The sequence below is a fragment of the Aeromonas sp. 160P genome, from assembly GCF_055193095.1.
Window position 1 is genome coordinate 946,040 of the sequence record NZ_JBUXKV010000001.1, and the last position, 23,339, is coordinate 969,378.

The following is a 23,339-nucleotide window of genomic DNA, read 5'->3' on the forward strand; positions in this document are numbered from 1 at the left end:
TCATTAAACATTAGCCACCTGCCGACGTGCGTCTGGATGTCAGAAACTGGCGGGGGTGTTGGCCGAAATCAGCATGCACTCCTGCTCGCCACTATTGCGAAAACGGTGGGGGGTGCGGCTGTCAAAGTAGTAGCCGTCTCCTGCGCCCAGCAGGTAGATCTGCTCGCCCACAGTCACTTCAACTTCGCCCTTGATGACGATGCCGCACTCTTCACCCTCATGGCTCAGCATGTCGTCACCGGTGTCTGCGCCCGGTGGCAGCACCTCCTGCAGCATGCCGATGGCGCGGTTGGCGCGGCTGTGCCCGACCAGCCGGTAGCTGATGGGGTGCGTGCCGAGATCCGGCATATCGGCGGCGCGGAAGACCACTTCTGTGCTCATTTCGGTCTCTTCGGTGAAGAAGCTGGCCAGCGACATGGGGATGCCTTCCAGCACCTTGCGCAGGGAGGAGACAGAGGGGCTCACCTGATTTTTCTCGATCTGGGAGATAAATCCGTTGGTCACGCCGGAGCGCTTGGCCAGCTCGCGCTGGGAGAGGGCTGCCGTGGTGCGAACCGCTTTGAGGCGGTGACCTATATCCATCTATAGACACTCCTTGACTGTTTACTATTATTAAAATTGTGTTAAATATCTTATACCACCCTGCTGATACATCTAGCTAGGGGTGGCACCAGACAGGGCGATAACGGGCCCTTTTTTATGGATTCAGGTGTTTAATTTAATAGGCATAGGCCGACAGTTGCTAAACACCTTAAGGATGAGGTGACCATGAAACCGATCAGCGACATCAATACGCCCTCCGACATGTCCGCCTTCTGGATGCCGTTCACCGCCAACCAGCAGTTCAAGGCGGCGCCGCGCATTCTTAAGTCGGCAGAGGGGATGTATTATCACTCAGAGGATGGCCGCAAGATACTGGATGGCACAGCCGGACTCTGGTGTTGCAACGCAGGCCATGGTCGGCGCGAGATTGCCGAGGCGGTCTCCCAGCAGATTTCCCACCTCGATTTCGCCCCTACTTTCCAGATGGGCCACCCCCTGCCATTCGAACTGGCCAACCGGCTGGTGGAGATTGCCCCCAAGGGGTTTGGCCACGTCTTCTATACCAACTCCGGCTCTGAATCGGTCGATACCGCGCTCAAAATCGCGCTGGCTTGGCAGCGGGCTCGCGGTCAGGGCACTCGCACCCGGCTGATTGGTCGCGAGCGTGGCTATCACGGGGTCGGCTTTGGCGGCATCTCGGTGGGGGGGATTCCCGGCAACCGCAAGTGGTTCGGCTCCCTGCTGACCGGGGTGGATCATCTGCCTCATACCCTCAACATCGCCAAAAACGCCTTCACCAAAGGGCTACCCGAGGAGGATGTGGCGCTGGCCGACGAGCTGGAGAAAATCGTCTTCCTGCACGATGCCAGCAATATCGCGGCGGTGATCGTCGAGCCCATCGCCGGCAGTACCGGCGTGCTGATGCCCCCCAAAGGCTACCTCAAGCGGCTGCGGGAGATCTGTACCAAACACGGCATCTTGTTGATTTTTGACGAGGTGATCACCGGTTTCGGTCGCCTCGGCTCCCCCTTTGCGGCACAAGAGTTCGATGTCATTCCCGACATGATCACCTGCGCCAAGGGGCTCACCAACGGCGCCATCCCCATGGGGGCGGTGCTGGTGCAGAAGCATATCTATGACGACATGATGGCGGCGGGCAAGGGGGCCATCGAGCTGTTCCACGGCTACACCTACTCCGGCCATCCGGTGGCGGCGGCCGCCGGTCTGGCAACCCTCGAGATCTATCGCAACGAGAACCTGCTCAGCCGCGCCGCCGATCTGGCTGGCTACTGGGAGGAGGCGGCCCATTCGCTGAAGGGCTGCAAGCATGTGAAGGATGTGCGCAACTACGGGCTGGTGGCGGGTATCGAGCTGGAATCCATGCCGGATGCGCCGGGCAAGCGCGCCTACGAGGTGTTTGTGCGCTGCTTCGAGAAGGGGGCACTGATCCGGGTGACCGGCGACATCATAGCCCTGTCGCCGCCTCTCATTATCGAGCGCAGTCAAATCGACGATCTCTTCACCCTGCTGCAGGATGTCCTGCAGGTACAACCCTAATCCATTTGATGGCCCCGCACTGGCGGGGCCTTGCGTTGGCGCACATCGGCAAGCGCAACGCAGTAACCATATCAGTCATCACGGAGGATACATGACATACAGGGTCAGCAACTTCATCAACGGCCAGTTGCAGGAGAGTCGCAGCGAGCGCCAGGGGGCCATCTTCAATCCCGCCTGCGGCAAGCAGCAGGGGAGTGTCGGGCTGTCGAGCACCGCCGAGTGTCAGGAGGCGATCGCCATCGCCGAGCGCGCCTTTGCCGACTGGTCGCAAACCCCGCCGCTGGTGCGGGCCCGGGTCTTGTTCCGCTTCAAGGAGTTGATGGAGCAGCACAGGGATGAGCTGGCCCAGCTGATCAGTCGCGAGCACGGCAAGGTCTTCTCCGATGCGCAGGGTGAGCTGACCCGTGGGCTGGAAGTGGTGGAGTTTGCCTGCGGCATTCCCCATCTGCTCAAGGGGGAGCACTCCCTCAACGTTGGTCGCGGGGTAGATAGCTACTCCATGATGCAGCCGGTGGGGGTCTGCGCCGGTATCACCCCGTTCAACTTCCCGGCCATGGTGCCGCTCTGGATGTTCCCGGTCGCCATCGCCTGCGGCAATACCTTTATCCTCAAACCCTCCGAGAAGGATCCCTCTCTCTCGCTGCGGATGGCCGAGCTGCTCAAGGAGGCCGGTCTGCCGGACGGGGTGCTCAACGTGGTGAACGGCGATAAAGAGGTGGTGGATGTGCTGCTGACCGACCCGCGAGTGGGTGCCGTGTCGTTTGTTGGCTCCACCCCCATCGCCCAGTACATCTATGCCACCGCCTCGGAGCATGGCAAGCGGGTACAGGCGCTGGGTGGCGCCAAGAACCACATGCTGGTGATGCCGGATGCGGATCTCGAACAGGCGGTCTCCGCCCTGATGGGGGCCGCTTATGGGGCGGCGGGCGAGCGCTGCATGGCGATCTCGGTTGCGGTGGTGGTGGGTGACGAGACCGCCGATGCGCTGGTGGCCAAGCTGACGCCGCTGGTGGAAAAATTGCGAGTCGGGCCAGGGCTGGGGCGGAGCCCGGAGAGCGAGATGGGGCCGCTCATCAGCAAGGAACATCTGGCCAAGGTGCGCGGCTACGTGGATCAGGGGGTAGCCGAAGGGGCCGCGCTGCGGGTCGATGGCCGCAAGCTGGCTCACGAGGAGGGTTACTTCATCGGTGGCTGCCTGTTTGACGAGGTGACGCCCGAGATGCGCATCTACCGCGAGGAGATCTTCGGCCCGGTGCTCGCCATCGTGCGGGTGCCGGACTACGAGACAGCGCTGCGGCTCATCAACGAGCACGAGTATGGCAACGGCACCGCCATTTTTACCTGTGACGGCGACACCGCGCGGGACTTCACGGCGCGGGTGCAGGTCGGTATGGTAGGGGTGAACGTTCCCATTCCGGTGCCGATGGCGTTTCACAGCTTTGGTGGCTGGAAGCGCTCCATCTTCGGGCCGCTCAACATGCACGGGCCGGACGGGGTTCGCTTCTATACCCGGATGAAGACGGTGACGGCGCGCTGGCCCCAGAGCCTGCGCAGTGGTGCCGAGTTCTCCATGCCGACCATGAAGTGATGCGCTGGCGCGTGCTCATGGCCTAACTTCTTGCCCCCGCCGGTCGTTGATTGGCGGGGGCGAACTCTGTAAAGGAACAACAGATGCGATTGGGAATTCTCGATTGTGACCGGCTCGATCCCGATCTGGCGGATCGTTTTGGCCCCGTTTACTCCGAGATGTTTATCAGGGGCTTTGCGGCCCTGGCCCCCGAACTGGAATTTCGGGTCTGGTCGGCTCTCGATGGAGAGCTGCCGGACGACCTGCACGAGTGCGATGCCTGGCTTATCACAGGTTCGCGCCACGATGCTTACAGCGACATCCCCTGGATTCAGGCGCTGCGGGCGTGGATCCGCCAGGCGCACGATGCCGACGTCAAGCTGGCCGGTATCTGCTTCGGTCATCAGGTGATCGCCCAGGCGCTGGGTGGCGAAGTGGTGAAGTCCACCAAGGGGTGGGGGCTGGGGGTGGCGGTGCATCCCATGCTGGCGGATGCACCCTGGATGGCGCCGTCGCGGGATCAGATCCGCATTCTGGCCAGCCATCAGGATCAGGTGGCCCTGCTGCCGCCGGGGGCGACCCGGCTGGCGGGCAACGATTTTTGCCCCAACTTCATGTTTTTGCAGGGCGATCACATCGTCGCCATTCAGGGGCACCCGGAGTTCTCGGTGGAGTACAACCGGGCGCTGATCGAGCGGCGCCGTGGCCTGTTGCCCGACGAACGCTACCGGAGCAGCCTCTCTTCGCTGGAGGGAGAGGTGGATTCCGCCACCATGATGCAGTGGCTGCTACAGTTTTTGGGGATTTTGTCGCTGCAGGCTGGCGCGGCCTGAACCCGGTTTGTGGTTTGTCAGCCCCCTCTTCGGGTGCTAGATTCTGTAGCAAAATGAAGGACCAAGCACTGCGATGTCGGGATCGGGTGATACACTGGCCGCCCTTTGTGGCGGCCAGTTTGTCTGGCTTGATCGCCGCACCAGTCTGAGCCAACCCTGCCTGAGCACAGAGAGTGAAGCCGTGAAACTACAGCAGTTAAAGTATTTGATCGCGATCCGGGACCACAACCTCAATGTGTCCGTGGCATCTGATGCGCTTTATACCAGTCAGCCCGGGGTCAGCAAACAGATTGGCCTGCTGGAGGGCGAGCTGGGGGTGCGGATCTTCGAGCGCCGCGGCAAGCACCTGCATCGCATCACGCCGGTGGGGGCAGAGATCATCAAGTGTGCCGAGGCGATGCTCAATATCGAGAGCAAGATCAAGGCGATCTCCCGCGAGTATCTGGACCCGACCGTGGGCACCCTCAATATTCACACCACCCACACCATAGCCCGCTATCTGCTGCCCAAGTCGGTCACCTACTTCACCAAGAAGTACCCCAAGATTTCGTTCCACCTCCATCCGGTGATGTCGGCGAGCAAGGAGCAGATCAGCAAGGGTTACTCCGATTTTTCCATCGTTGCCCACGAGATTGGCTGTGACAAGGAGCTTATCGCGCTGCCCGCCTATCTTTGGACCCTCTCGCTGGTGGTACCGCAGGACCACTCGTTGGCCAAGGTGAAGAAGCCGACCCTGGAGCAGCTCTGCCACTACCCGATCCTCAGCTACGAGAGCGGGGCAACCGGCCGTCAGGTGCAGGACGAGGTGTTCCATGCCGCCGGTCTCACCCCGAGCTACTACATGACGGTGATGGATGCCGGGGTGATCAAGCGCTACGTGGAGTTGGGCTTTGGCATCGGCATCATCTCCTCGCTGGTGGCCAATGACACCGATGCACCCGGGCTGGTCTCCATCAATCTGGAGCACCTGTTCAAACCCTGCCCGGCGCAGATCTGTTTCAGCAAGAGCATACTGCTGCAGAACTACATGTATGACTTCATCAGCTCCTTCTCGCCTCACCTCACCAAGGAGGTGATCCAGAGCGTGATGCAGCAGCCGAGTCAGGCGCGCATCGACGAGCTGTTGACGGGGGTGGAGCTGCCCATCTATTGATCCCGATCGGATTCCCGATCGCCGCCGGTTGTCTCTTCTGTCAGGCTGGGCTCTACTCGGGGTTCAGCCTTCTTTTCTGGGCTATCTCCATCGTCCGAGGTCTCTATGTCCCGCATTCTGCTGCTTGCCAATCTCAACTGTGATCATGTGCTCTCCCTCTCCGAACCGCTGGTGGCGGGGGCCCGGCTGCAATATGTGGATCAGGGACGCAGGCTGGGCGGCGGCGCCGCCAACACCGGCATCGGGCTGGTGTGGGCGGGCCACGAGGTGACCATTGCCTCCCGCATCGGACTGGATGAGGCCGGTGACTGGCTGCTGGAGCAGGCGGCCGGTTACGGGCTGGATTGCAGCCATGTGGAGCGTTTCGGCGGCGAAACCGGCGAGCTGCTGATCCTGGTGGACTCCACCGGCGAGCGCACCATACTGCGCCGCCCGCGGCGCCCCGATCTGCCCGGCGATCTGCCGCTGGAGGGGGTGGATTGCCTCTATGTGAACTATCCCGGCACCGCCATCATCAGCTATATGCGTCAGATGCTCGGCAAGAGCTTCGTGGTGGCCCAGTATCCCAAGGGGGGGCAGGCGCGCCGCCCCTGCCATGTGCTGGTAGCTTCCCGCTCTGACCTCGGGGAGGTGAGCGACCCCTGGCAACATGCCCGCCAGTTGGCGGGGGAGCAGCTCGAATGGCTGGTGCTGACCGAGGGCAAGGCGGGGGCCGTGGCCATCCATGGTGACGAGCAGATCCGGGTTGCTGCCCGGCCGGTTTCGGTGGTCGATACCACCGGGGCGGGGGATGCCTTCGCTGGTGGCCTGATCCACGGGTTGGCGCGGGGCATGGCAATCAAGGATGCCCTGCAGTGCGCGGTGGATTGGGGCGCGTTTGCCGTCGCATCCGAGAGCTCCATCCCCTCTATTGCCCTGAAAAACTGGCTGAAACAGCCCCACTGAGCCACCTTGCTGACGGTCGATTGAGGGCCGGATCACGGGCCATATGGCAACTCGTAGAGGGGGCTTGGCGAGGGGGACGGTTCGGGAGATTTACCCGCAATAAAGCGGGTAAACGTTGGGTTAACCCGGCAAGTTTGCGATCAATCAAAGAAAGTGTCGATTTATGTGCATCTTCATCGACACCCGCTGGTGCTGCTCTTAACCTGTCACTCCGCAACTCAGATTAAGAGACAGGTCCCCTTGGTGAACAGGGACGATCCGGTTGTCTCCTGCCTCTTAGCTCAATGTTGTCGTCCTGATTCCTGGCTTGTAGTAAGAGGCAAGTGAGACCATGCAACTGACACGATTTACCGACTACGCCCTGCGTACCCTGACCTTTCTGGCGATTCAGCCAGGGGATCGCCTGTCGACAATTACCGAAGTGGCCGACACCTTTGCGATCTCGCGCAACCATGTGGTCAAAATTGTGCACCAGCTTGGCATCAAGGGGTATATCGAGACGGTACGTGGCAAGCACGGTGGCATCCGCTTGGGTCGCTCTGCAGTCTCCATCAATCTGCGGGATGTGGTGATGGACATGGAGCACGTGCTCTGCCCGGTCGACTGCAAGCGTGAGAATTGCCGTCTCTCCGGTGGCTGCCGTATTCAGGGCATTCTGCGCCGCGCCATGAACGCTTTCCTCGAAGTGCTGGGTGAATACACCCTGGCCGATGCGGTGCGTGATCCTAATCGTCTCTGCCACCTGCTGGGTATCGAGCAGGATCCCATCGTGACCATGGCCTGACGGGGCGCACAATAACGAACAAGATATGAAAGGGGCCTGATGGCCCCTTTTGCTGTTGTGCACAGCTGGTTTTTAACGACTGCCCGGCTGGCGGATCAGGGTGATGGCGCCGTGCAGGCAGGCGAGGCCGCAGGCACCGCAGCCGTTGCAGGCATCCATGTTGACGTTGATGCCATCGGCGCTGGCCTTGATCGCCTGCTGGGGGCAGGCATCTTCACAGAGCAGGCAGTAGAAGCCTTGTCTGGCCTGACAGCTCTCCTCGATCTGGACCCGGGTCTGCACCTGACGGCCCAGTTGCAGATCGAGGGCGCCGGTGGGACAAGCTCTGGCGCAACTGCCGCAGTAGCTGCACTGGCCGCAGGCGAGATCGAGCACCGGCGTGCCCTCAATGGGGCTCCCCTCGTACTCCTCCTGGGTGGCCGGTTTGAGCAGGCCGCGCGGGCAGGCCTTGAAGCACTCGCCGCAACGGTTGCACAGCGAGAGGTATTGGGACTCCTCGATGGCCCACGGCGGGCGCGCTTCATGGCAAACCACGGCGGGCTTGCGGGAAGCTTGCCAGCCTTGCGTTAGCCAACGGAGGAAATAGTGAGTCATGCGCGCCCCTGATACCTATTAGGGGTTAATTTTATCGAAGTTTCGGTAAGCAGGCCAGAGAATAGCGGCCACCAGGATCGCAAGCGCAGTTGCCCTTGTGTAAGCTAGGCGGGTCTTTTTGCCTGGTTGAATGAAAACATATGTGGTTATTTCTCTGGCGTGCCTCCCTGCTCTACGTCTTTCCGCTGCTGATGTGGGCCTATTGCCGCATCAAGGATATCGAGTTCGCCGAGCTCGATACCGGCGTCAACAGCCACAAGTGGGTGGTGCTGGCCGCCTACCTGATCTACGTGGTGCTCTGGATTTTGGCTAACCGCTATCTCGAGCTGTTCTTGCGTCAACGGAGTCGCAAATGATCGATCCCGGGCTCTGGGGGATCTTGCTGCCTGCCGCCGTGCTAGCCCTCGGGCTTGGTTGGCTGATCGGGCGGCGAGCTGCCACGGCGCAGGCTCAGGAACTGATGCTGGTGCAGGAGCGTCATCAGGCGCTGCAAGATCGTTTCGACGAGTTGCAAGATGAGCGGATGCAGGGCCAGCAGAAACTGGATCAGCAGCAGACCCTGCTGATCAAGCTCACCGCTCGCCTCAAGGATGCGGAGGCGACCCTGCGCAGCGAGCGGCTGGCCGCCGCCGAGAAGCTGCAACTGCAACAGGAGGCGGAACAGCGCCTCAGCCAGCAGTTCGAGAACCTTGCTAACCGGATCTTCGAGCAAAACTCCGGTAACTTCCGCGAACTGAACCAGAACAGCCTCGATCTGCTTCTCACTCCGCTCAAAGAGCAGCTCGAGGGCTTTCGCCGTCAGGTGGGGGAGACCCACGCCCAGGAGACAGCCCAGCGTCACAGCCTCAAGTTCGAGCTGGAGCGCCTCGCCGAGCTCAACGCCCGCATGACCGAAGAGGCGGCGGCGCTGACCCGCGCCCTCAAGGGGGACAGCAAGCAGCAGGGCAACTGGGGTGAAGTGGTGCTGGCGCGGATCCTCAGCGAGTGCGGTCTGCGCGAGGGCCACGAGTACCACACCCAGGTCAATATCGAGGTGGAGAAGGGCAAACGCTACCAGCCCGACGTGATCGTCCACCTGCCTCAGGAAAAAGACATCATCATTGACGCCAAGGTGTCGCTGACCGCCTACGAGCGCTGGTTCAATGCTGGGGATGAGCTGGAGAAGGCGGTGGCGCTCAAGGAGCACGTCGCCTCGGTGCGCAACCATATCCGCGAGCTGGGCCGCAAGGATTACCAGCAGTTGCCCGGGGTACGTACCCTCGACTATGTGCTGATGTTCGTGGCGGTGGAGCCTGCCTTTTTCACCGCGCTGGAAGCCGATCCCTCGCTGGTGCGCTACGGCCTCGACCACAACATCCTGCTGGTGAGCCCCACCAACCTGATGGTGGCGCTGCGCACTATCGAAAACCTGTGGCGCTACGAACGACAGAATCAGAATGCCCGCCAGATTGCCGAGCGGGCCGGTCGCCTCTACGAAAAGCTGCGGCTGTTTGTGGAGGAGATGCAGCAGATGGGCGGCAGCCTGCACAAGGCGCAGGAGAGCTACGACAAGGCGATGGGGCGGCTGGTCAACGGCCGTGGCAACCTGATTGCGCAGGTCGAGCGTTTCCGCGAGCTGGGGGTGGAGGTGACCAAGAGCCTGCCCGAGCCGCTGGTGGAGCGCGCGCTGGAGCGTGACAACGAGCGGGAGTAGTTATTTCCCTGCGCCGCCATCAGCCAAGGCCCAAACACTGTTTGGGCCTTTTACAATCTACCGTCTGCCCAGCGCTTACCCATCATCAGAAAGCTGAACAGCAAACGGCCCACCGAAGTGGGCCGTTGTTATTTGCAGTGCCGGTGTGGATCAGCGGCTGGCAGCGCGGGCGCTCAGTTCGGCTTTCTCGCTATCGCTCAGGAAGGCCAGGGTCAGGCCGTTCTGCTGGGCGGTGCGGATTTCGCTGGCGGTCATGCCAGCGGCCGGGGCGGCCACTTCATATTCGTGGGGCAGGTCGATGCCCTCTACCGCTGGATCGTCGGTGTTGAGGCACGCCAGCACACCGGCAGCCAAGAACTGGCGGATCGGGTGTTCGGTCAGGCTTGCCACCGTGGTGGTCTGGATGTTGGAGGTGAGGCAGGATTCGATGCCGATGCGGTGCTCGGCCAGATAGGCCATCAGGGCCGGATCCGCAATCGCCTTGACGCCATGGCCGATACGTTCGGCACCCAGCTCGCGAATGGCTTGCCACATGCTATCGGGGCCAGCGGCTTCACCGGCGTGCACGGTGACACGCAGGCCAGCATCACGCACCTTGCGAAAGTGCTCGGTAAAGAGGGTGCCCGGGAAGCCCAGCTCGTCACCCGCCAAATCGATGGCCACCAGCTTGTCGCGAAGGGGCAGACAGGCGGCCAGCTCCTGATTGCACTGCTCGGTGCCAAAGGTGCGGCTCATGATGCCGATCAGGTTGGTCTTGATGCCGAAGTCGCGGCTGCCAGCGGCCATGCCGTCGATGATGGCTTCCACCACGCCCTGCGGGTGCAGCTTGTGGGCCATCGCCATATAGGCCGGGCTGAAACGCAGCTCGGCATAGTCGATACCGGCGCGCAGCAGATCTTCCACGTTCTCGTAGGCGACCCGGCGGCAGGCGTCGTAGTCGGCCAGCACGGCCACACCCCAATCCAGCTTCTTCAGGAAGGCAACCAGGCTCGGCTCGTTCTCGACGATCTGCACGTGGGGGCGCAGCGCTTCCAGCTCGAAGGCTGGCAGCTGGATATTGTGTTGGCGACCCAGCTCGAGGATGGTTTGCGGGCGGATGTTGCCGTCCAGATGGCGGTGCAGGTCGGTCAGGGGGAGAGATCTGTCAATCATGGGGGCGCCCTCGTCGAGTCAGGTTTGAAAGCCTGCCATTCTAGGCGGGGCTTTCAAAAAAGATACCCCGTTTACGGCTAAACGGGGCTCTGGCGGGCGGTGATTTGTCAGGGCGTGATGGGAATCGTTTTTCCACGGGACTCAGGAGAGATCGAGTTCCTTCAGCTTGCGGGTAAGGGTGTTGCGACCCCAACCGAGCAGGCGAGCCGCTTCCTGCTTGTGGCCGTGGGTGTGTTCCAGCGCCGTTTCCAGCATGATCCGCTCGAACTGGGGCATAGCATCGGCCAGGATGTCGGTCTCCCCCAGCGCCAGCTTGGCGGCAATCCACTCCTGCAACTGCTGTTGCCAGCAACCGGGCATGGCCGGTTGGCCCGGTTCGGCACTATTGCTGATCGGGGTCAGCAGTTCGGCAGGCAGGTCGCCGACCAGCACCTCCTGACCGGAGGCCATCACGGTGAGCCAGCGGCAGACGTTCTCCAGCTGGCGCACGTTGCCCGGCCAGGGCAGGCGGCTGATATAGGTCTGGGTATCGGGGTGCAGGCTCTTGGCCTCCACATTCAGCTCCTTGGCCGCCCGCAGCAGGAAGTGGTGGGCCAGCTGGGGAATATCCTCGCGGCGCTCCCTGAGGGCGGGGATGTGGATGCGGATGACGTTGAGGCGGTGGAACAGATCCTCGCGAAACTCGCCATCGGCCACCCGTTTTTCGAGATTCTGGTGGGTAGCGGCGATGATCCGCACATCCACCTGCACCGGCTGGTGACCGCCGACCCGGTAGAACTGGCCATCGGCCAATACCCGCAGCAGCCGGGTCTGCACATCCAGTGGCATGTCGCCGATCTCGTCGAGGAACAGGGTGCCGCCGTCGGCCTGCTCGAAGCGGCCGTGGCGGATGTTGTTGGCGCCGGTGAAGGCCCCCTTTTCGTGACCGAACAGCTCCGATTCGATGAGATCTTTCGGAATAGCCGCCATGTTGAGGGCGATGAAGTTCTTGTGAGCGCGCGGGCTGTGCTTGTGCAGCGCATGGGCGACCAGCTCTTTGCCGGTACCGCTCTGGCCGTTGATCAGCACAGATATGCTGGAGCGCGACAGGCGACCGATGGCGCGGAACACCTCCTGCATCGCCGGTGCCTCACCGATGATCTCCGGTGTGGCGGTAGTCTCCTGCTGGCGCACCTTGCGCTTGGTGCGCTGCTCTTTGAGGTGATTCTCGGCGCGGCGGACCAGGGTCACTGCTTCGTCGATGTCGAACGGTTTGGGCAGGTACTCGAAGGCACCACGCTGGTAGGCGTTGACCGCGCTATCCAGATCCGAGTGGGCGGTCATGATGATGATGGGCAGATCGGCCTGACGGCGGTGGATCTGCTCCAGCAGGCTGAGGCCATCGATGCCGGGCATCCGGATATCGGAGAGGATCACATCGGGCGAGCGCAGCTCAAGGGCGTGCAGCAGCGCTTCGCCGTCGGCAAAGCTCTCGCAGTTGAAGCCTTCGCTGCCGAGAGTGCGCTCCAGCACCCAGCGGATAGAGCTGTCGTCATCGACGATCCACACTTTGGCGGTCATGGGGTTCCCTTACTTGCGAAGCGGTAGAAAAATGGTGAATTCGGTGTGGCCCGGCCAGCTGATGCAGTCAATCCGCCCCTTGTGCTGGTCGATCAGGTTCTGGGCGATGGAGAGGCCGAGCCCGGTGCCCCCCTCCTTGCCGGTGATCATCGGATAGAACAGGGTGTCGCGGATGGCATCGGGAATGCCGGGGCCGTTGTCGATGATCTTGATCTCCGCCGCCAACCGGTAACGCTGGCCGTGGATGGTGATCTGGAAGGCGGTGCGGGTCTTGATGCGGATAAGCCCGGTCTGATCGCCCAGCGCTTCGGCGGCGTTGCGCACTATGTTGAGAAACGCCTGCTGCAGCTGGTCCGGCTCCATCTCGAATTCGGGAATACTGGGGTCGTAATCCCGCTCGATGCGTACCGTGGGCGGCAGTTCCAGCTCCACCAAGCGACGCACCTGTTCCAGCACCGAATGAACATTGTGCATCTGGTGGCGGCCGGGGCGCTGGGGGCCAAGCAGTCGATCGACCAGCACCCGCAGCCGGTCAGCCTGTTCGATGATGATGCCGGTGTATTCACGCAAGGCCGGGTCCGGCAGCTCTTTTTGCAGCAGTTGGGCTGCGCCGCGCAGGCCGCCGAGGGGATTCTTGATCTCGTGGGCCAGTCCGCGCACCAGCTCCTTGGCGGCCAGTTGCTGGGCATGCTGTTGCTGCTCCTGGCTGATCTTCTTCTGCTGATCGATCTTGCGCAGCTCCACCACCATCAGTCGCTGCTCATGGTCGGCGAGCGGGCTGACGCTGATCTCCACCAGTCTGGGTTCCCCCTCCACCACCAGGGTCACTTCGCTGTCGGTAAAGCCTTGCCCTGAAACGAGGCACTGCTTGAGTCGCTGCAAGTCGAGGGAGATATGCTCCAGCAGATGGGGCAGTTCGATGCCGATCAACCGGCGTTCACTGAGGGAAAGTAGCTGTTCCGCCGCCGGGTTGACGAATTGAATGCAGAGCCGCTCATCCATCAGGATCACGGCGGTGAATAAATTATCCAATAGGGTCTTGGCATTATCCGAGCGGGTTGGCACAGGTTTCTCCCTAAAACGGTGCTATGCACCTGTAATGCACCGACATGGTGCATTGAGTTTACCCGCATCGGTGCGCTATATCACCCCTAGTCGGCCTTGGGGGTGGGTGTGGGAGCCGGAGTCACGCTTGCTCTATGCAGGTAAAAGGTGACTGAGCTGGATTTAGCAAGGATCGTACCGTCTTTGGCGAGCAGCTCGAGCTGCGCCTCGTGGGCACCGCGATCGACGTTTTCTACCCGGATCGACAGGCTGTTGCTGACGATGGGGGCGGCTTTGCCATCCAGGGTCAGGCGCACATCGTACTGGGTGGGTGGTTTGGGGCTGATGGTGCCCTGAAAGACGATGTTGCCGGTGTTGTCGCGCAGTGTACTGCCCTGCTCAGGGGAGAGCAGTTCAATCGCCAGCTTGGCCGCCTCTTTTTCCTTCTTGGCATCGGCGCCGGTCAGGCTGTTGAAGTTGTCCACCTGTACCGAACGGGGCGAGCTACCTATGAGGGGGGCGACCCGCAGATCGACCTCTTTGGCACTCTTGCCCGGTGGTGGTGCATCTGTGTAGTGGGTGACGCCGCTGCCATCGACCCAGGAGTAAACCTTGGCCGCCTCTGCAGCGAACGAGGTCAGCAACAGGAGGGCGAGAGTCCCTATGCCATGTTTGTTGTTCATCCATCTCTCCTTGACGGTATCTTGCTTAATCCTATCAGAGAAAAAACCCGCCAGATGGCGGGTTTTGTCACGATTAAGCAAGCTGGCCGGATTTAAACGGGCAGGCTGTTCTGACTTAAACGGAGTAGTACAGTTCGAACTCCAGCGGGTGCGGGGTCATGCGCACACGGTCAACGTCATGCTGTTTCAGCTCCAGATAGGAGTTGATGAAGTCATCGCTGAACACGCCACCACGGGTCAGGAACTCGCGATCTGCATTCAAGGCTGACAGCGCTTCGTCCAGAGAGCCGGCAACGGTCGGTACTTCTGCGGCTTCTTCCGGCGGCAGGTCATACAAGTTCTTGTCCATGGCATCGCCCGGATGGATCTTGTTGATGATACCGTCCAGACCGGCCATCAGCTGGGCTGCGAAGGCCAGGTACGGGTTGGCGGCCGGATCCGGGAAGCGCACTTCGATACGACGGGCTTTCGGGCTCGGTACCACCGGGATACGGATGGAGGCAGAGCGGTTGCGAGCGGAGTAGGCCAGCATGACCGGTGCTTCATAACCCGGCACCAGACGCTTGTAGGAGTTGGTGGTTGGGTTGGCGAAGGCGTTGATAGCCTTGGCGTGCTTGATGATACCGCCGATGTAGTGCAGTGCCATCTCGGACAGGCCGCCGTACAGGTCGCCCGCAAACAGGTTGACACCGTTCTTGGCCAGCGACTGGTGGCAGTGCATGCCGGAGCCGTTGTCACCGAACATGGGTTTCGGCATGAAGGTGACGGTCTTGTTGTAGGCGTGGGCCACGTTGTGGATCACGTACTTCAGTACCTGTACTTCATCAGCCTTCAGGGTAAGGGTGTTGAAGCGGGTAGCGATCTCGTTCTGACCGGCAGTGGCCACTTCGTGGTGGTGAGCTTCAACGACCTGGCCCATCTCTTCCAGCACCAGACACATGGCGGCGCGGATATCCTGGGAAGAGTCGACCGGTGCAACCGGGAAGTAGCCGCCTTTGACGAACGGACGGTGGCCCTTGTTGCCGTGCTCATACTCGGTGCCGGAGTTCCATGCAGCCTCTTCAGATTCGATTTTCACGAAGCTGTGGCCCATGGTGTTGGAGAAGGTGATGTTGTCGAACATGAAGAATTCCGGCTCCGGCCCGAACAGCACGGTGTCAGCGATGCCGCTGGACTTCAGGAAATCTTCGGCGCGCTTGGCGATGGAGCGCGGGTCGCGGTCGTAGCCCTGCATGGTGGCAGGCTCGAGCACGTCACAAACGATGTTCAGGGTGGTCTCTTCAGTGAAGGGATCCAGCTTGGCGGAGGCTGCGTCCGGCATCAGTACCATGTCGGATTCGTTGATACCTTTCCAGCCGCCGATGGAGGAACCATCGAACATCTTGCCGTCTTCAAAGAAATCTTCGTTGACCTGATGAGAAGGGATGGATACGTGCTGCTCTTTACCCTTGGTGTCGGTAAAGCGCAGATCAACAAACTTGACTTCGTGTTCCTGGATCAGGGCCAAAACGTTCTGGGCTGACATGCTAAGTAACCTCCGGTGTTAAAAATCTTTGGGTGAATGCGTCATCGTATTCACATAAGCCAGTATCGTGCCAAGTTTGTGGCAGCGTGATTTCAGCGTCATCCCGCAGGAGACGTGCCCCAAAATCAGGCGGTCATGACTGGTAACGCATCAAATTAGTGCAACGATGGATCGTTTTGGTGCTCTAAAGTGGTGCATATCATACGGTCACTTCCCATCTAAGCAGGGTTTGTCGGGGCGGTCTATGATCCAGATCTGTTGTTGTGCGTGAATGGACTGCAATTCTGCTAGGCAGATCACAAAGGCGAGAGTACAATTAGCGCCCAATTTTACCCGGTGATTGAGGCGAGAATGTTAGAGAATTTACGCAATATTGCGATTATTGCGCACGTAGACCACGGCAAAACTACCCTGGTTGATAAGCTGCTGCAGCAGTCTGGAACCCTGGACCGTACCACTGATGGTCAAGAGCGTCTGATGGATTCCAACGACCTGGAAAAGGAACGTGGTATTACCATTCTCGCCAAGAACACCGCGATCCGCTGGAATGACTACCGCATCAACATCGTTGATACCCCGGGTCACGCCGACTTCGGTGGTGAGGTTGAGCGTGTTCTGTCCATGGTTGACTCCGTGCTGCTGCTGGTTGATGCCGTTGACGGCCCGATGCCACAGACCCGTTTCGTGACCCAGAAAGCATTTGCCAAGGGTCTGAAGCCGATCGTGGTTATCAACAAGGTTGACCGTCCGGGCGCTCGTCCTGATTGGGTTATGGATCAGGTATTTGACCTGTTTGACAACCTGGGTGCCACTGATGAGCAGCTGGACTTTAAAGTTGTTTACGCCTCTGCGCTGAACGGCTGGGCCTCCATGGATCAGGACGTTGAGTCTGACAGCATGGAGCCGCTGTTCCAGGCTATCGTTGATAACGTGAAAGCACCGAATGCCGATCCTGAAGGCGGCTTCCAGATGCAGATCTCCCAGATCGATTACAACTCCTACGTGGGTGTTATCGGTATCGGCCGTATCAGCCGTGGTCGCGTCAAGAGCAACCAGCAGGTTACTGTTGTTGGTGCTGATGGCAAGACTCGTACTGGTAAGGTCGGTCAGGTACTGGGTTACCTGGGCCTGGCTCGTACTGAAGTTGCAAGCGCGCAAGCGGGCGACATCATCGCTATCACCGGTCTGGGTGAGCTGAAAATCTCCGACACCATCTGTGATAACAACGCAGTTGAAGCCTTGCCGGCGCTGTCTGTTGATGAGCCGACCGTGAACATGACCTTCCAGGTCAACACCTCACCGTTTGCCGGTAAAGAAGGTAAGTTCGTTACTTCCCGTAACATCCGTGAGCGTCTTGACCAGGAACTAGTTCACAACGTGGCCCTGCGTGTGGAAGACACTGATGACCAGGACAAGTTCCGTGTATCCGGTCGTGGTGAACTGCACCTCTCCATCCTGATCGAAAACATGCGTCGCGAAGGCTACGAACTGGCGGTATCCCGTCCAGAAGTTATCCTGCGCACCATCGATGGCGTGCTTCACGAACCGTATGAGACAGTCACTGTCGATGTGGAAGAAGCGAACCAGGGTTCCGTGATGGAGCAACTCGGCCTGCGTAAGGGTGAGATGACCAACATGACTCCGGATGGCAAAGGCCGTGTGCGTCTTGACTTCATGATCCCGAGCCGTGGCTTGATCGGTTTCCAGACCGAGTTCCTGACCATGACCTCCGGTACCGGTCTGCTGTATCACAGCTTCGACCATTACGGTCCGCACAAGGGTGGCAGCATCGGCGAGCGTCAGAATGGCGTGCTGATCTCCAACGCAACCGGTAAGGCGCTGACTTTCGCCCTGTTCGGTCTGCAAGACCGCGGTCGTCTGTTTATCGGTCACGCTACCGAAGTATACGAAGGCCAGGTGATCGGTATTCACTCCCGCTCCAACGACCTGACAGTTAACTGCCTGAAGGGCAAGCAGCTGACCAACATGCGTGCCTCCGGTACCGATGAAGCTCAAGTGCTGACTCCGCCGATCCGCATGACCCTGGAACAGGCTCTCGAGTTCATCGACAACGATGAACTGGTAGAAGTTACTCCTAAGGCAGTCCGCATTCGTAAGAAGCTGCTGACTGAGATGGATCGTAAGCGCGCAGGTCGTGCTTAATCCAACGGCTTGAGCTGTTGATGGTCGTCACCGACTGCTAATGGTTTATTGCAAAACGCCCCCAAGCCCCTGGCTTGGGGGCGTTTTTTCATGTCTGGCTATCAGGCGATGGCGCTCAAGCCAGCTGGCTGTCAGCCTGTAGTTCGATGGTTCGATGGTTCGATGGTTCGATGGTTCGATGGTTCTGTGCCCTATAGGAAAAAGCCGCAGCGGGTGAACGCTGCGGCTTTTTGCTGGCATGCAGAGAGGAGTTACTGACGCCAGAAGGAGGGGAAGAACAGCACGGCGACCGTCAGGATCTCCAGTCGGCCCAGCAGCATGCCGAACGACAGCAGCCATTTGGCCGAGTCGGGCAGGCTGGCGAAGTTGGTGCTGGGGCCAACCACGGGGCCCATACCCGGCCCTACGTTGGCGACGGCGGTGATGGAGCTGGAGATGGAGGTCAGGGGGTCGAGTCCGATGGCCGCCAGCAGCGCTGCAATCACCAGAATGATGGCGAAGTAGGCCAGCACGAAGGAGATCATCGAGCGGATGATGGCGTCATTGACCGTCCGGCCGTTGTATTTTTGCGGGAACACCGCAGAGGGGTGCATCAGCTGGCGCATCTGTTTTCTGAACAGGGCAAACGCCACCTGTACCCGGAAGATCTTCAGACCGCCCGCGGTGGAGCCGGAGCAGGCGCCCAGTGCCAACAGCACGATGAAGACGATGCTGGCCAGCGGCCCCCAGGTGCCGAAGTCACCGAGACCGAAGCCAGTGGTGGTGAGTACCGAGACGATGTTGAAGCAGCTGATGCGCAAGGCATCCATAAAACTGAACAGGTCCCGCTGCCACAAATAGAAGGTCATGATGGCCGTCACCCAGACGACCAGCCAGAAAAAGCCGCGTACCTGGGCATCCTGGAACAGGCTGTAATCCTTGTGGTTGAGGCTCTGCACGTAGAGCAGGAAGGGCAGGCCGCCGAGGAACATGAACAGGGTGCCAATCCAGTGTGCCGAGTTGGAGAAGTGGGACATGGACTGATCGGAGGTCGAGTATCCACCGGTACTCAAGGTGGTCATGGCGTGGTTGATTGCCTCGAACATGTTCATGCCGCTGGCCCAGTAAGCCATGAAGCAGAGCATGGAGAGCACCAGATACACCACGACTATGTTGTTGGCCACCGTCTTGGCTCGTGGCGCGCTCTTGTCAGACCAATCCGAGCTCTCGGTCTGGAACAGCTTCATACCCCCCACGTTGAGGTAAGGCAGGATGGCGACCGCCATGACGATAAAGCCAACGCCTCCCAGCCACTGCAGGATAGATCGCCACAACAGGATGCTGTGGGCCATATTGTCGAGCCCGGAGAGCACCGTAGACCCTGTGGTGGTCACCCCTGACATGGTCTCGAAATAGGCATCCGCAAAGCCGATGTGATTGATGAAGACAAAAGGCAGGGCGCCAAAGATACAGGCCACTACCCAGACGGAGGTGGTGAGCAGGAACATCTCCCGCACCCCCAGATGAAATTCTGCCTTGCGGCCATAGTGCAGGCAGAGCAGCGCAGCACCATGAGTGATCAGCACCGATTTGAGAAATTCGACGAATCCTTCAGAGCCGGTGAGCAGTGCCAGCAAGGTGGGCAGCCACATGAAGAGCGCCAGCTTGGAGAGCACCAACCCGAGGGTGAAGATAATGGGACGCAGCTTGATCATGTTCGATAACCTGGTCGTTGATTAAAAAAGACCCGGACAATTCCCTTCAGGGAGCCGGGTCTGGTTTGACAGCCTGAGCGCATCAATACGTTACAGGAAGAAAGGACTTGGCTGAAACAGCCGTTCCACTTCAGGGATGTACTTCTTGTCCACCAGGAACATGACTACGTGGTCATCCTGCTGGATTTTGGTGCGATCGTGGGCGATCAGCACCTCATCCCCGCGAACGATGGCACCAATGGTGGTGCCGGGTGGCAGCCTAAGTTCACCCACAGTCTTGCCGACCACCTTGGAGGTATTCTCGTCGCCATGGGCGATCGCCTCAATGGCCTCGGCAGCGCCACGGCGCAAACTGTAGACGTTGGCGATATCTGCCCGGCGCACGTGGGTCAGCAGGGCTGAAATGGTGGCCTGCTGGGGTGAGATGGCGATATCGATCGGGCCACCTTGCACCAAATCCACGTAGGCACCGCGCTGGATCAGCACCATGGTCTTCTTGGCACCCATCTTCTTGGCGAGCAGTGCCGACATGATGTTGGCCTCATCCTCGTTGGTCACCGCGATAAAGACGTCGATCTGATCGATATGCTCCTCGGCCAGCAGTTCCTGGTCTGACGCATCGCCACAGAAGACGATGGTGTTTTCCAACAGCTCGGAAAGCTGCTCTGCCCGCTTCTGGTTGCGCTCAATGAGTTTGACGCTATAACGCTTCTCCAGCTGACGTGCCAGACCGGCCCCGATATTGCCACCGCCGACGATCATGATGCGACGGTAGGGGCTCTCGAGGCGCTGTAACTCCGACATCACTGCGCGGATATGGCCTGCCGCCGCCACAAAGAACACCTCGTCATCCGCTTCGATGATGGTGGTGCCTTGCGGGCGGATCGGGCGCCCCTGACGGAAAATGGCCGCTACCCGGGTCTCGATGTTGGGCATATGCTCGCGCAGGGTGGAGAGGGCATTGCCCACCAGCGGACCGCCGTAGTAAGCCTTTACCGCCACTAAACCTACGCGACCACCTGCAAAATCAACCACTTGTAGCGCTCCCGGATACTCGATCAGGCGACGGACATAGTCGGTGACCAGCTGCTCGGGGGCGATCAGGTGATCGACCGGCACAGATTCAGGCAGGAACAGGCGATCCCGCTCACTGAGATAGGCAGGGGAGCGGATCCGCGCCACCTTGTTCGGGGTGTTGAACAGGGTGTAGGCCACCTGACAGGCAATCATATTGGTTTCGTCACTGTTGGTGACGGCTACCAGCATGTCAGCATCTTGCGCTCCCGCTTCGCGCAGTACCTTGGGGTGAGCACCGTGGCCGTTGACCACCCGCAGGTCAAACTTGTCCTGCAGCTCGCGCAGGCGTTCGCTGTCGGTATCGACGATGGTGATGTCGTTGTTCTCCCCGGCCAGGTTCTCGGCCAGGGTGCCGCCGACTTGGCCGGCTCCCAAAATGATAATTTTCATAGGGAACGTCTACTCACATTGGTGCAGTAAAAGGGGCAGCCAGCGGATGTCTGGCTGCTTTCCTGAACGAGGGGCGTCATCTCAGGTTCAGAGCTTGATCAGTTTGGCGTAGTAGAAGCCATCCATCTCGGCTTCACCCGGCAGGAACTGGCGCCCCGGGCAATCCGGGGTGTCTTGCGGGTGCAGCGGTACCAATTTGGCACCTTTGGTCGCCGCAAGGAAGGCGCGGATCTGCTCGCGGTTCTCTTCCGGCAGTACGGAGCAGGTGGCGTAGAGCAGGGTGCCGCCGCTTTTCAGCTTGCCCCAGAGGGCATTGAGAATGCGGCGCTGCAGTTCGGCCAGCTCACGAATGTCCTGATCCCGGCGCAGCCACTTGATGTCGGGATGACGACGGATCACGCCAGTGGCGGAGCAGGGCGCATCCAGCAGAATGCGATCGAACTGGCCCTCTGGCCACCACTGATCCGGGGTGCTGGCATCGCCATGGATCACCTGAGCGGTGAGGCCGATGCGAACCAGGTTCTCTTGCACCCGTTTGAGGCGGTTGTCGTCAGCATCGACGGCAACTACACCGGCAAGCTTGGACTGACGCTCCAGCAGGTGGGCGGTTTTGCCACCGGGAGCGGCGCAGGCGTCGAGTACCCACTCACCCGGTTGGGGGTCGAGCAGCTGTGCGGCCTGCTGTGCGGCGCCATCTTGTACCGAGCAGTCACCTTCCTCGAAGCCGGGCAGCTTGGTGACGTCGCAAGGGCGTTCCAGCAGGATACAATCTTCCCCTTCCTCGCCGGCTACTGCATTGATGCCCACTTCGGCCATGCGGGCCAGCATCTGTTCGCGGCTCTGGCGCTGGCTGTTGTTACGGATCCACATTGGCGGGCGCTGGTTGTTGGCCTCCATGATCAATTCCCACTGATCAGGGTAAGCCTGGCGCAGCCGTTTGGTCAGCCACTCTGGGTGACCGAGGCGAATGTTGGGGACCCGGTCGATGCGCAGCAGGATGACTTCAGCGCTGCGCTGGAAGTTGCGCAGCACGCCGTTGATCAGGCCACGCAGGGAGGTACCCTTGAGCAGTTTGACGGCATTGACCGTCTCGGCCACCGCGGCGTGGGCCGGAATGCGGGTATAGATGAGCTGATAGAGGCCGACCAGAATGAGGTAATGAAAGATACGGCTCTTGTTCTTGAGCGGCTTGTCCATCATCTCGCTCACCGCCGCATCGAGGCGGGGTAGCCAGCGCAGGGTGCCATAGCAAAGTTCTTGCAGGAGGGCGCGGTCGCGAGGCGCAACCTTCTCCTGGGCAGCAGGCAGAACAGCGGAGAGAGATTGACCCTGATCCAGCACCTGTTGAATAACGAGAGCAGCCTGTGCGCGTGTTTTCATAATGTTACCTTAGATGCGCAAGTCGGGGCCTTGGCCCCGCTTGTGTCAATTCAGTTCAATTGCGTGCCGGGTTCAAACCAGTCGCGGCGAGAGTTCAGCAGATCTGCAACCGACATGGCTTTTTTGCCGGGTGGCTGCAGGGCCAGCAGGCGCAAGATGCCTTGGCCGGTGGCGATGTCGATCCCCTGTTTGTCAGCGTTGAGCAGGGTGCCGGGTTGCTGACCGTGCTCGCTGGCGATGACCTCTGCTTGCCATACTTTGATGGTTTGGTCAGCCACCTCAAACCAGCTGATAGGCCAGGGGTTGAAGGCACGGATACAACGCTCAATCGTCACTGCGTCCATTGACCAGTCGATGCGAGCCTCCTCTTTGGAGAGCTTTTCGGCGTAGTTGGCTAGCGCATCATCTTGCGCGTCGGCGGCGGTTTCACCGGCCGCCATGGCATTGATGGTATCGACCAGTGCCTGCGGGCCCAGTTCCGCCAGCTTGTCGTACAGGCTGGCCGAGGTGTCGTCTGCCGAGATGGGGCAGTGTACCTTGCGGATCATGGCGCCGGTATCGAGCCCCACATCCATCTGCATAATAGTGACACCGGTTTCGTCATCGCCCGCCCAGATAGCGCGCTGGATCGGCGCTGCACCGCGCCAGCGTGGCAGCAGCGAGCCGTGGACGTTGATGCAGCCCAGCGGGGGGGTATCGAGCACAACCTTGGGCAGGATCAGGCCATAGGCCACCACCACCATCAGGTCGGCACCCAAGGCGGCCAACTCGGCTTGCGCCTCTTCTTTGCGCAGGGAGGCTGGTTGGTAAACCGGCAGATTGTGGGTCAGGGCCAGCTCTTTGACCGAGCTGGCGGTGAGCTTCTGACCGCGACCGGCAGGCTTGTCAGGCTGGGTATAAACGGCAACGACCTCGTGGTCGGAAGACAACAACGCCGCCAAGTGACGGGCGGCGAAGTCGGGAGTACCGGCAAAAATCAGTTTCAGTTTCTTCAATGCAACA

The 23,339-nt window shown here is 60.3% G+C and carries 20 protein-coding genes; 9 read left to right on the forward strand and 11 right to left on the reverse strand.

Going from position 1 to position 23,339, the window contains the following annotated elements; all coding sequences use genetic code 11:
- Nucleotides 1-39 precede the first annotated feature (39 nt).
- Nucleotides 40-582: a cupin domain-containing protein gene (locus tag ACY8FN_RS04485; RefSeq protein WP_042018027.1), complete on the reverse strand. Its 543-nt coding sequence runs from the start codon at nt 580-582 to the stop codon at nt 40-42.
- A gap of 186 nt (nt 583-768) precedes the next feature.
- Between ACY8FN_RS04485 and aptA the strand changes: the two genes are divergently transcribed.
- The 6 genes from aptA (at nt 769) to ACY8FN_RS04515 (ending at nt 7,382) form a co-directional block, all read left to right on the forward strand.
- A complete protein-coding gene (gene aptA / locus ACY8FN_RS04490; protein ID WP_463099340.1) occupies nt 769-2,100 on the forward strand; it encodes an omega-aminotransferase AptA in 1,332 nt (443 codons plus the stop codon).
- A 91-nt stretch (nt 2,101-2,191) separates the two neighbouring features.
- Nucleotides 2,192-3,688: a CoA-acylating methylmalonate-semialdehyde dehydrogenase gene (locus ACY8FN_RS04495; RefSeq protein WP_463099341.1), complete on the forward strand. Its 1,497-nt coding sequence runs from the start codon at nt 2,192-2,194 to the stop codon at nt 3,686-3,688.
- A gap of 83 nt (nt 3,689-3,771) precedes the next feature.
- Nucleotides 3,772-4,500, forward strand: a complete 729-nt coding sequence (locus tag ACY8FN_RS04500; RefSeq protein ID WP_463099342.1) for a glutamine amidotransferase-related protein — start codon at nt 3,772-3,774, stop codon at nt 4,498-4,500.
- Between the two features lie 181 nt (nt 4,501-4,681).
- Nucleotides 4,682-5,653, forward strand: coding sequence for a LysR substrate-binding domain-containing protein (locus ACY8FN_RS04505; RefSeq protein ID WP_139719756.1), 972 nt, complete (start codon nt 4,682-4,684; stop codon nt 5,651-5,653).
- Nucleotides 5,654-5,758: 105 nt separating this feature from the next.
- The gene (locus tag ACY8FN_RS04510; protein ID WP_139719729.1) at nt 5,759-6,598 is read left to right on the forward strand and encodes a PfkB family carbohydrate kinase; all 840 of its coding nucleotides are present in this window, start codon (nt 5,759-5,761) and stop codon (nt 6,596-6,598) included.
- A 331-nt stretch (nt 6,599-6,929) separates the two neighbouring features.
- Nucleotides 6,930-7,382, forward strand: coding sequence for an Rrf2 family transcriptional regulator (locus tag ACY8FN_RS04515; RefSeq protein WP_101318496.1), 453 nt, complete (start codon nt 6,930-6,932; stop codon nt 7,380-7,382).
- Between the two features lie 72 nt (nt 7,383-7,454).
- Here the strand turns inward: ACY8FN_RS04515 and ACY8FN_RS04520 are convergent, their stop codons facing one another.
- Entirely contained in the window at nt 7,455-7,976 is a 522-nt protein-coding gene (locus ACY8FN_RS04520; protein ID WP_101318494.1) for a ferredoxin-type protein NapF, read from the reverse strand.
- A 140-nt stretch (nt 7,977-8,116) separates the two neighbouring features.
- Here ACY8FN_RS04520 and ACY8FN_RS04525 point away from each other — a divergent pair, with 140 nt between their 5' ends.
- Nucleotides 8,117-8,332, forward strand: coding sequence for a hypothetical protein (locus ACY8FN_RS04525; RefSeq protein ID WP_101323341.1), 216 nt, complete (start codon nt 8,117-8,119; stop codon nt 8,330-8,332).
- Nucleotides 8,329-9,669, forward strand: coding sequence for a DNA recombination protein RmuC (rmuC, locus tag ACY8FN_RS04530; RefSeq protein ID WP_139729052.1), 1,341 nt, complete (start codon nt 8,329-8,331; stop codon nt 9,667-9,669). Before ACY8FN_RS04525 ends, rmuC begins: the two co-directional genes overlap by 4 nt.
- Before the next feature lie 150 nt (nt 9,670-9,819).
- On the opposite strand, the gene add is transcribed toward rmuC, so the two are convergent.
- From add to glnA, 5 genes are all read right to left on the reverse strand, one after another.
- Nucleotides 9,820-10,821, reverse strand: a complete 1,002-nt coding sequence (gene add / locus ACY8FN_RS04535; RefSeq protein WP_463099343.1) for an adenosine deaminase — start codon at nt 10,819-10,821, stop codon at nt 9,820-9,822.
- Between the two features lie 141 nt (nt 10,822-10,962).
- Entirely contained in the window at nt 10,963-12,381 is a 1,419-nt protein-coding gene (glnG, locus tag ACY8FN_RS04540; protein ID WP_463099344.1) for a nitrogen regulation protein NR(I), read from the reverse strand.
- Nucleotides 12,382-12,390: 9 nt separating this feature from the next.
- Nucleotides 12,391-13,446, reverse strand: a complete 1,056-nt coding sequence (gene glnL / locus ACY8FN_RS04545) for a nitrogen regulation protein NR(II) (protein WP_101323344.1) — start codon at nt 13,444-13,446, stop codon at nt 12,391-12,393.
- A gap of 86 nt (nt 13,447-13,532) precedes the next feature.
- A complete protein-coding gene (locus ACY8FN_RS04550) occupies nt 13,533-14,108 on the reverse strand; it encodes a DUF4124 domain-containing protein (RefSeq protein ID WP_463099345.1) in 576 nt (191 codons plus the stop codon).
- Between the two features lie 115 nt (nt 14,109-14,223).
- Nucleotides 14,224-15,633 carry a glutamate--ammonia ligase gene (gene glnA, locus ACY8FN_RS04555; protein ID WP_042018012.1) on the reverse strand — a complete coding sequence of 470 codons (1,410 nt, stop codon included), beginning with the start codon at nt 15,631-15,633 and terminating at the stop codon, nt 14,224-14,226.
- Between the two features lie 351 nt (nt 15,634-15,984).
- Between glnA and typA the strand changes: the two genes are divergently transcribed.
- A complete protein-coding gene (gene typA / locus ACY8FN_RS04560; RefSeq protein WP_068978264.1) occupies nt 15,985-17,796 on the forward strand; it encodes a translational GTPase TypA in 1,812 nt (603 codons plus the stop codon).
- A gap of 251 nt (nt 17,797-18,047) precedes the next feature.
- Here the strand turns inward: typA and ACY8FN_RS04565 are convergent, their stop codons facing one another.
- The 4 genes from ACY8FN_RS04565 to fmt form a co-directional block, all read right to left on the reverse strand.
- A complete protein-coding gene (locus ACY8FN_RS04565) occupies nt 18,048-19,490 on the reverse strand; it encodes a TrkH family potassium uptake protein (protein ID WP_101323346.1) in 1,443 nt (480 codons plus the stop codon).
- A gap of 90 nt (nt 19,491-19,580) precedes the next feature.
- Complete coding sequence (trkA, locus tag ACY8FN_RS04570) at nt 19,581-20,957, reverse strand: Trk system potassium transporter TrkA (protein ID WP_042018008.1); 1,377 nt, start codon at nt 20,955-20,957, stop codon at nt 19,581-19,583.
- A gap of 87 nt (nt 20,958-21,044) precedes the next feature.
- Nucleotides 21,045-22,337, reverse strand: coding sequence for a 16S rRNA (cytosine(967)-C(5))-methyltransferase RsmB (rsmB, locus tag ACY8FN_RS04575; protein WP_463099346.1), 1,293 nt, complete (start codon nt 22,335-22,337; stop codon nt 21,045-21,047).
- A gap of 50 nt (nt 22,338-22,387) precedes the next feature.
- Nucleotides 22,388-23,332 carry a methionyl-tRNA formyltransferase gene (gene fmt, locus ACY8FN_RS04580; RefSeq protein ID WP_463099347.1) on the reverse strand — a complete coding sequence of 315 codons (945 nt, stop codon included), beginning with the start codon at nt 23,330-23,332 and terminating at the stop codon, nt 22,388-22,390.
- Nucleotides 23,333-23,339: the final 7 nt, after the last annotated feature.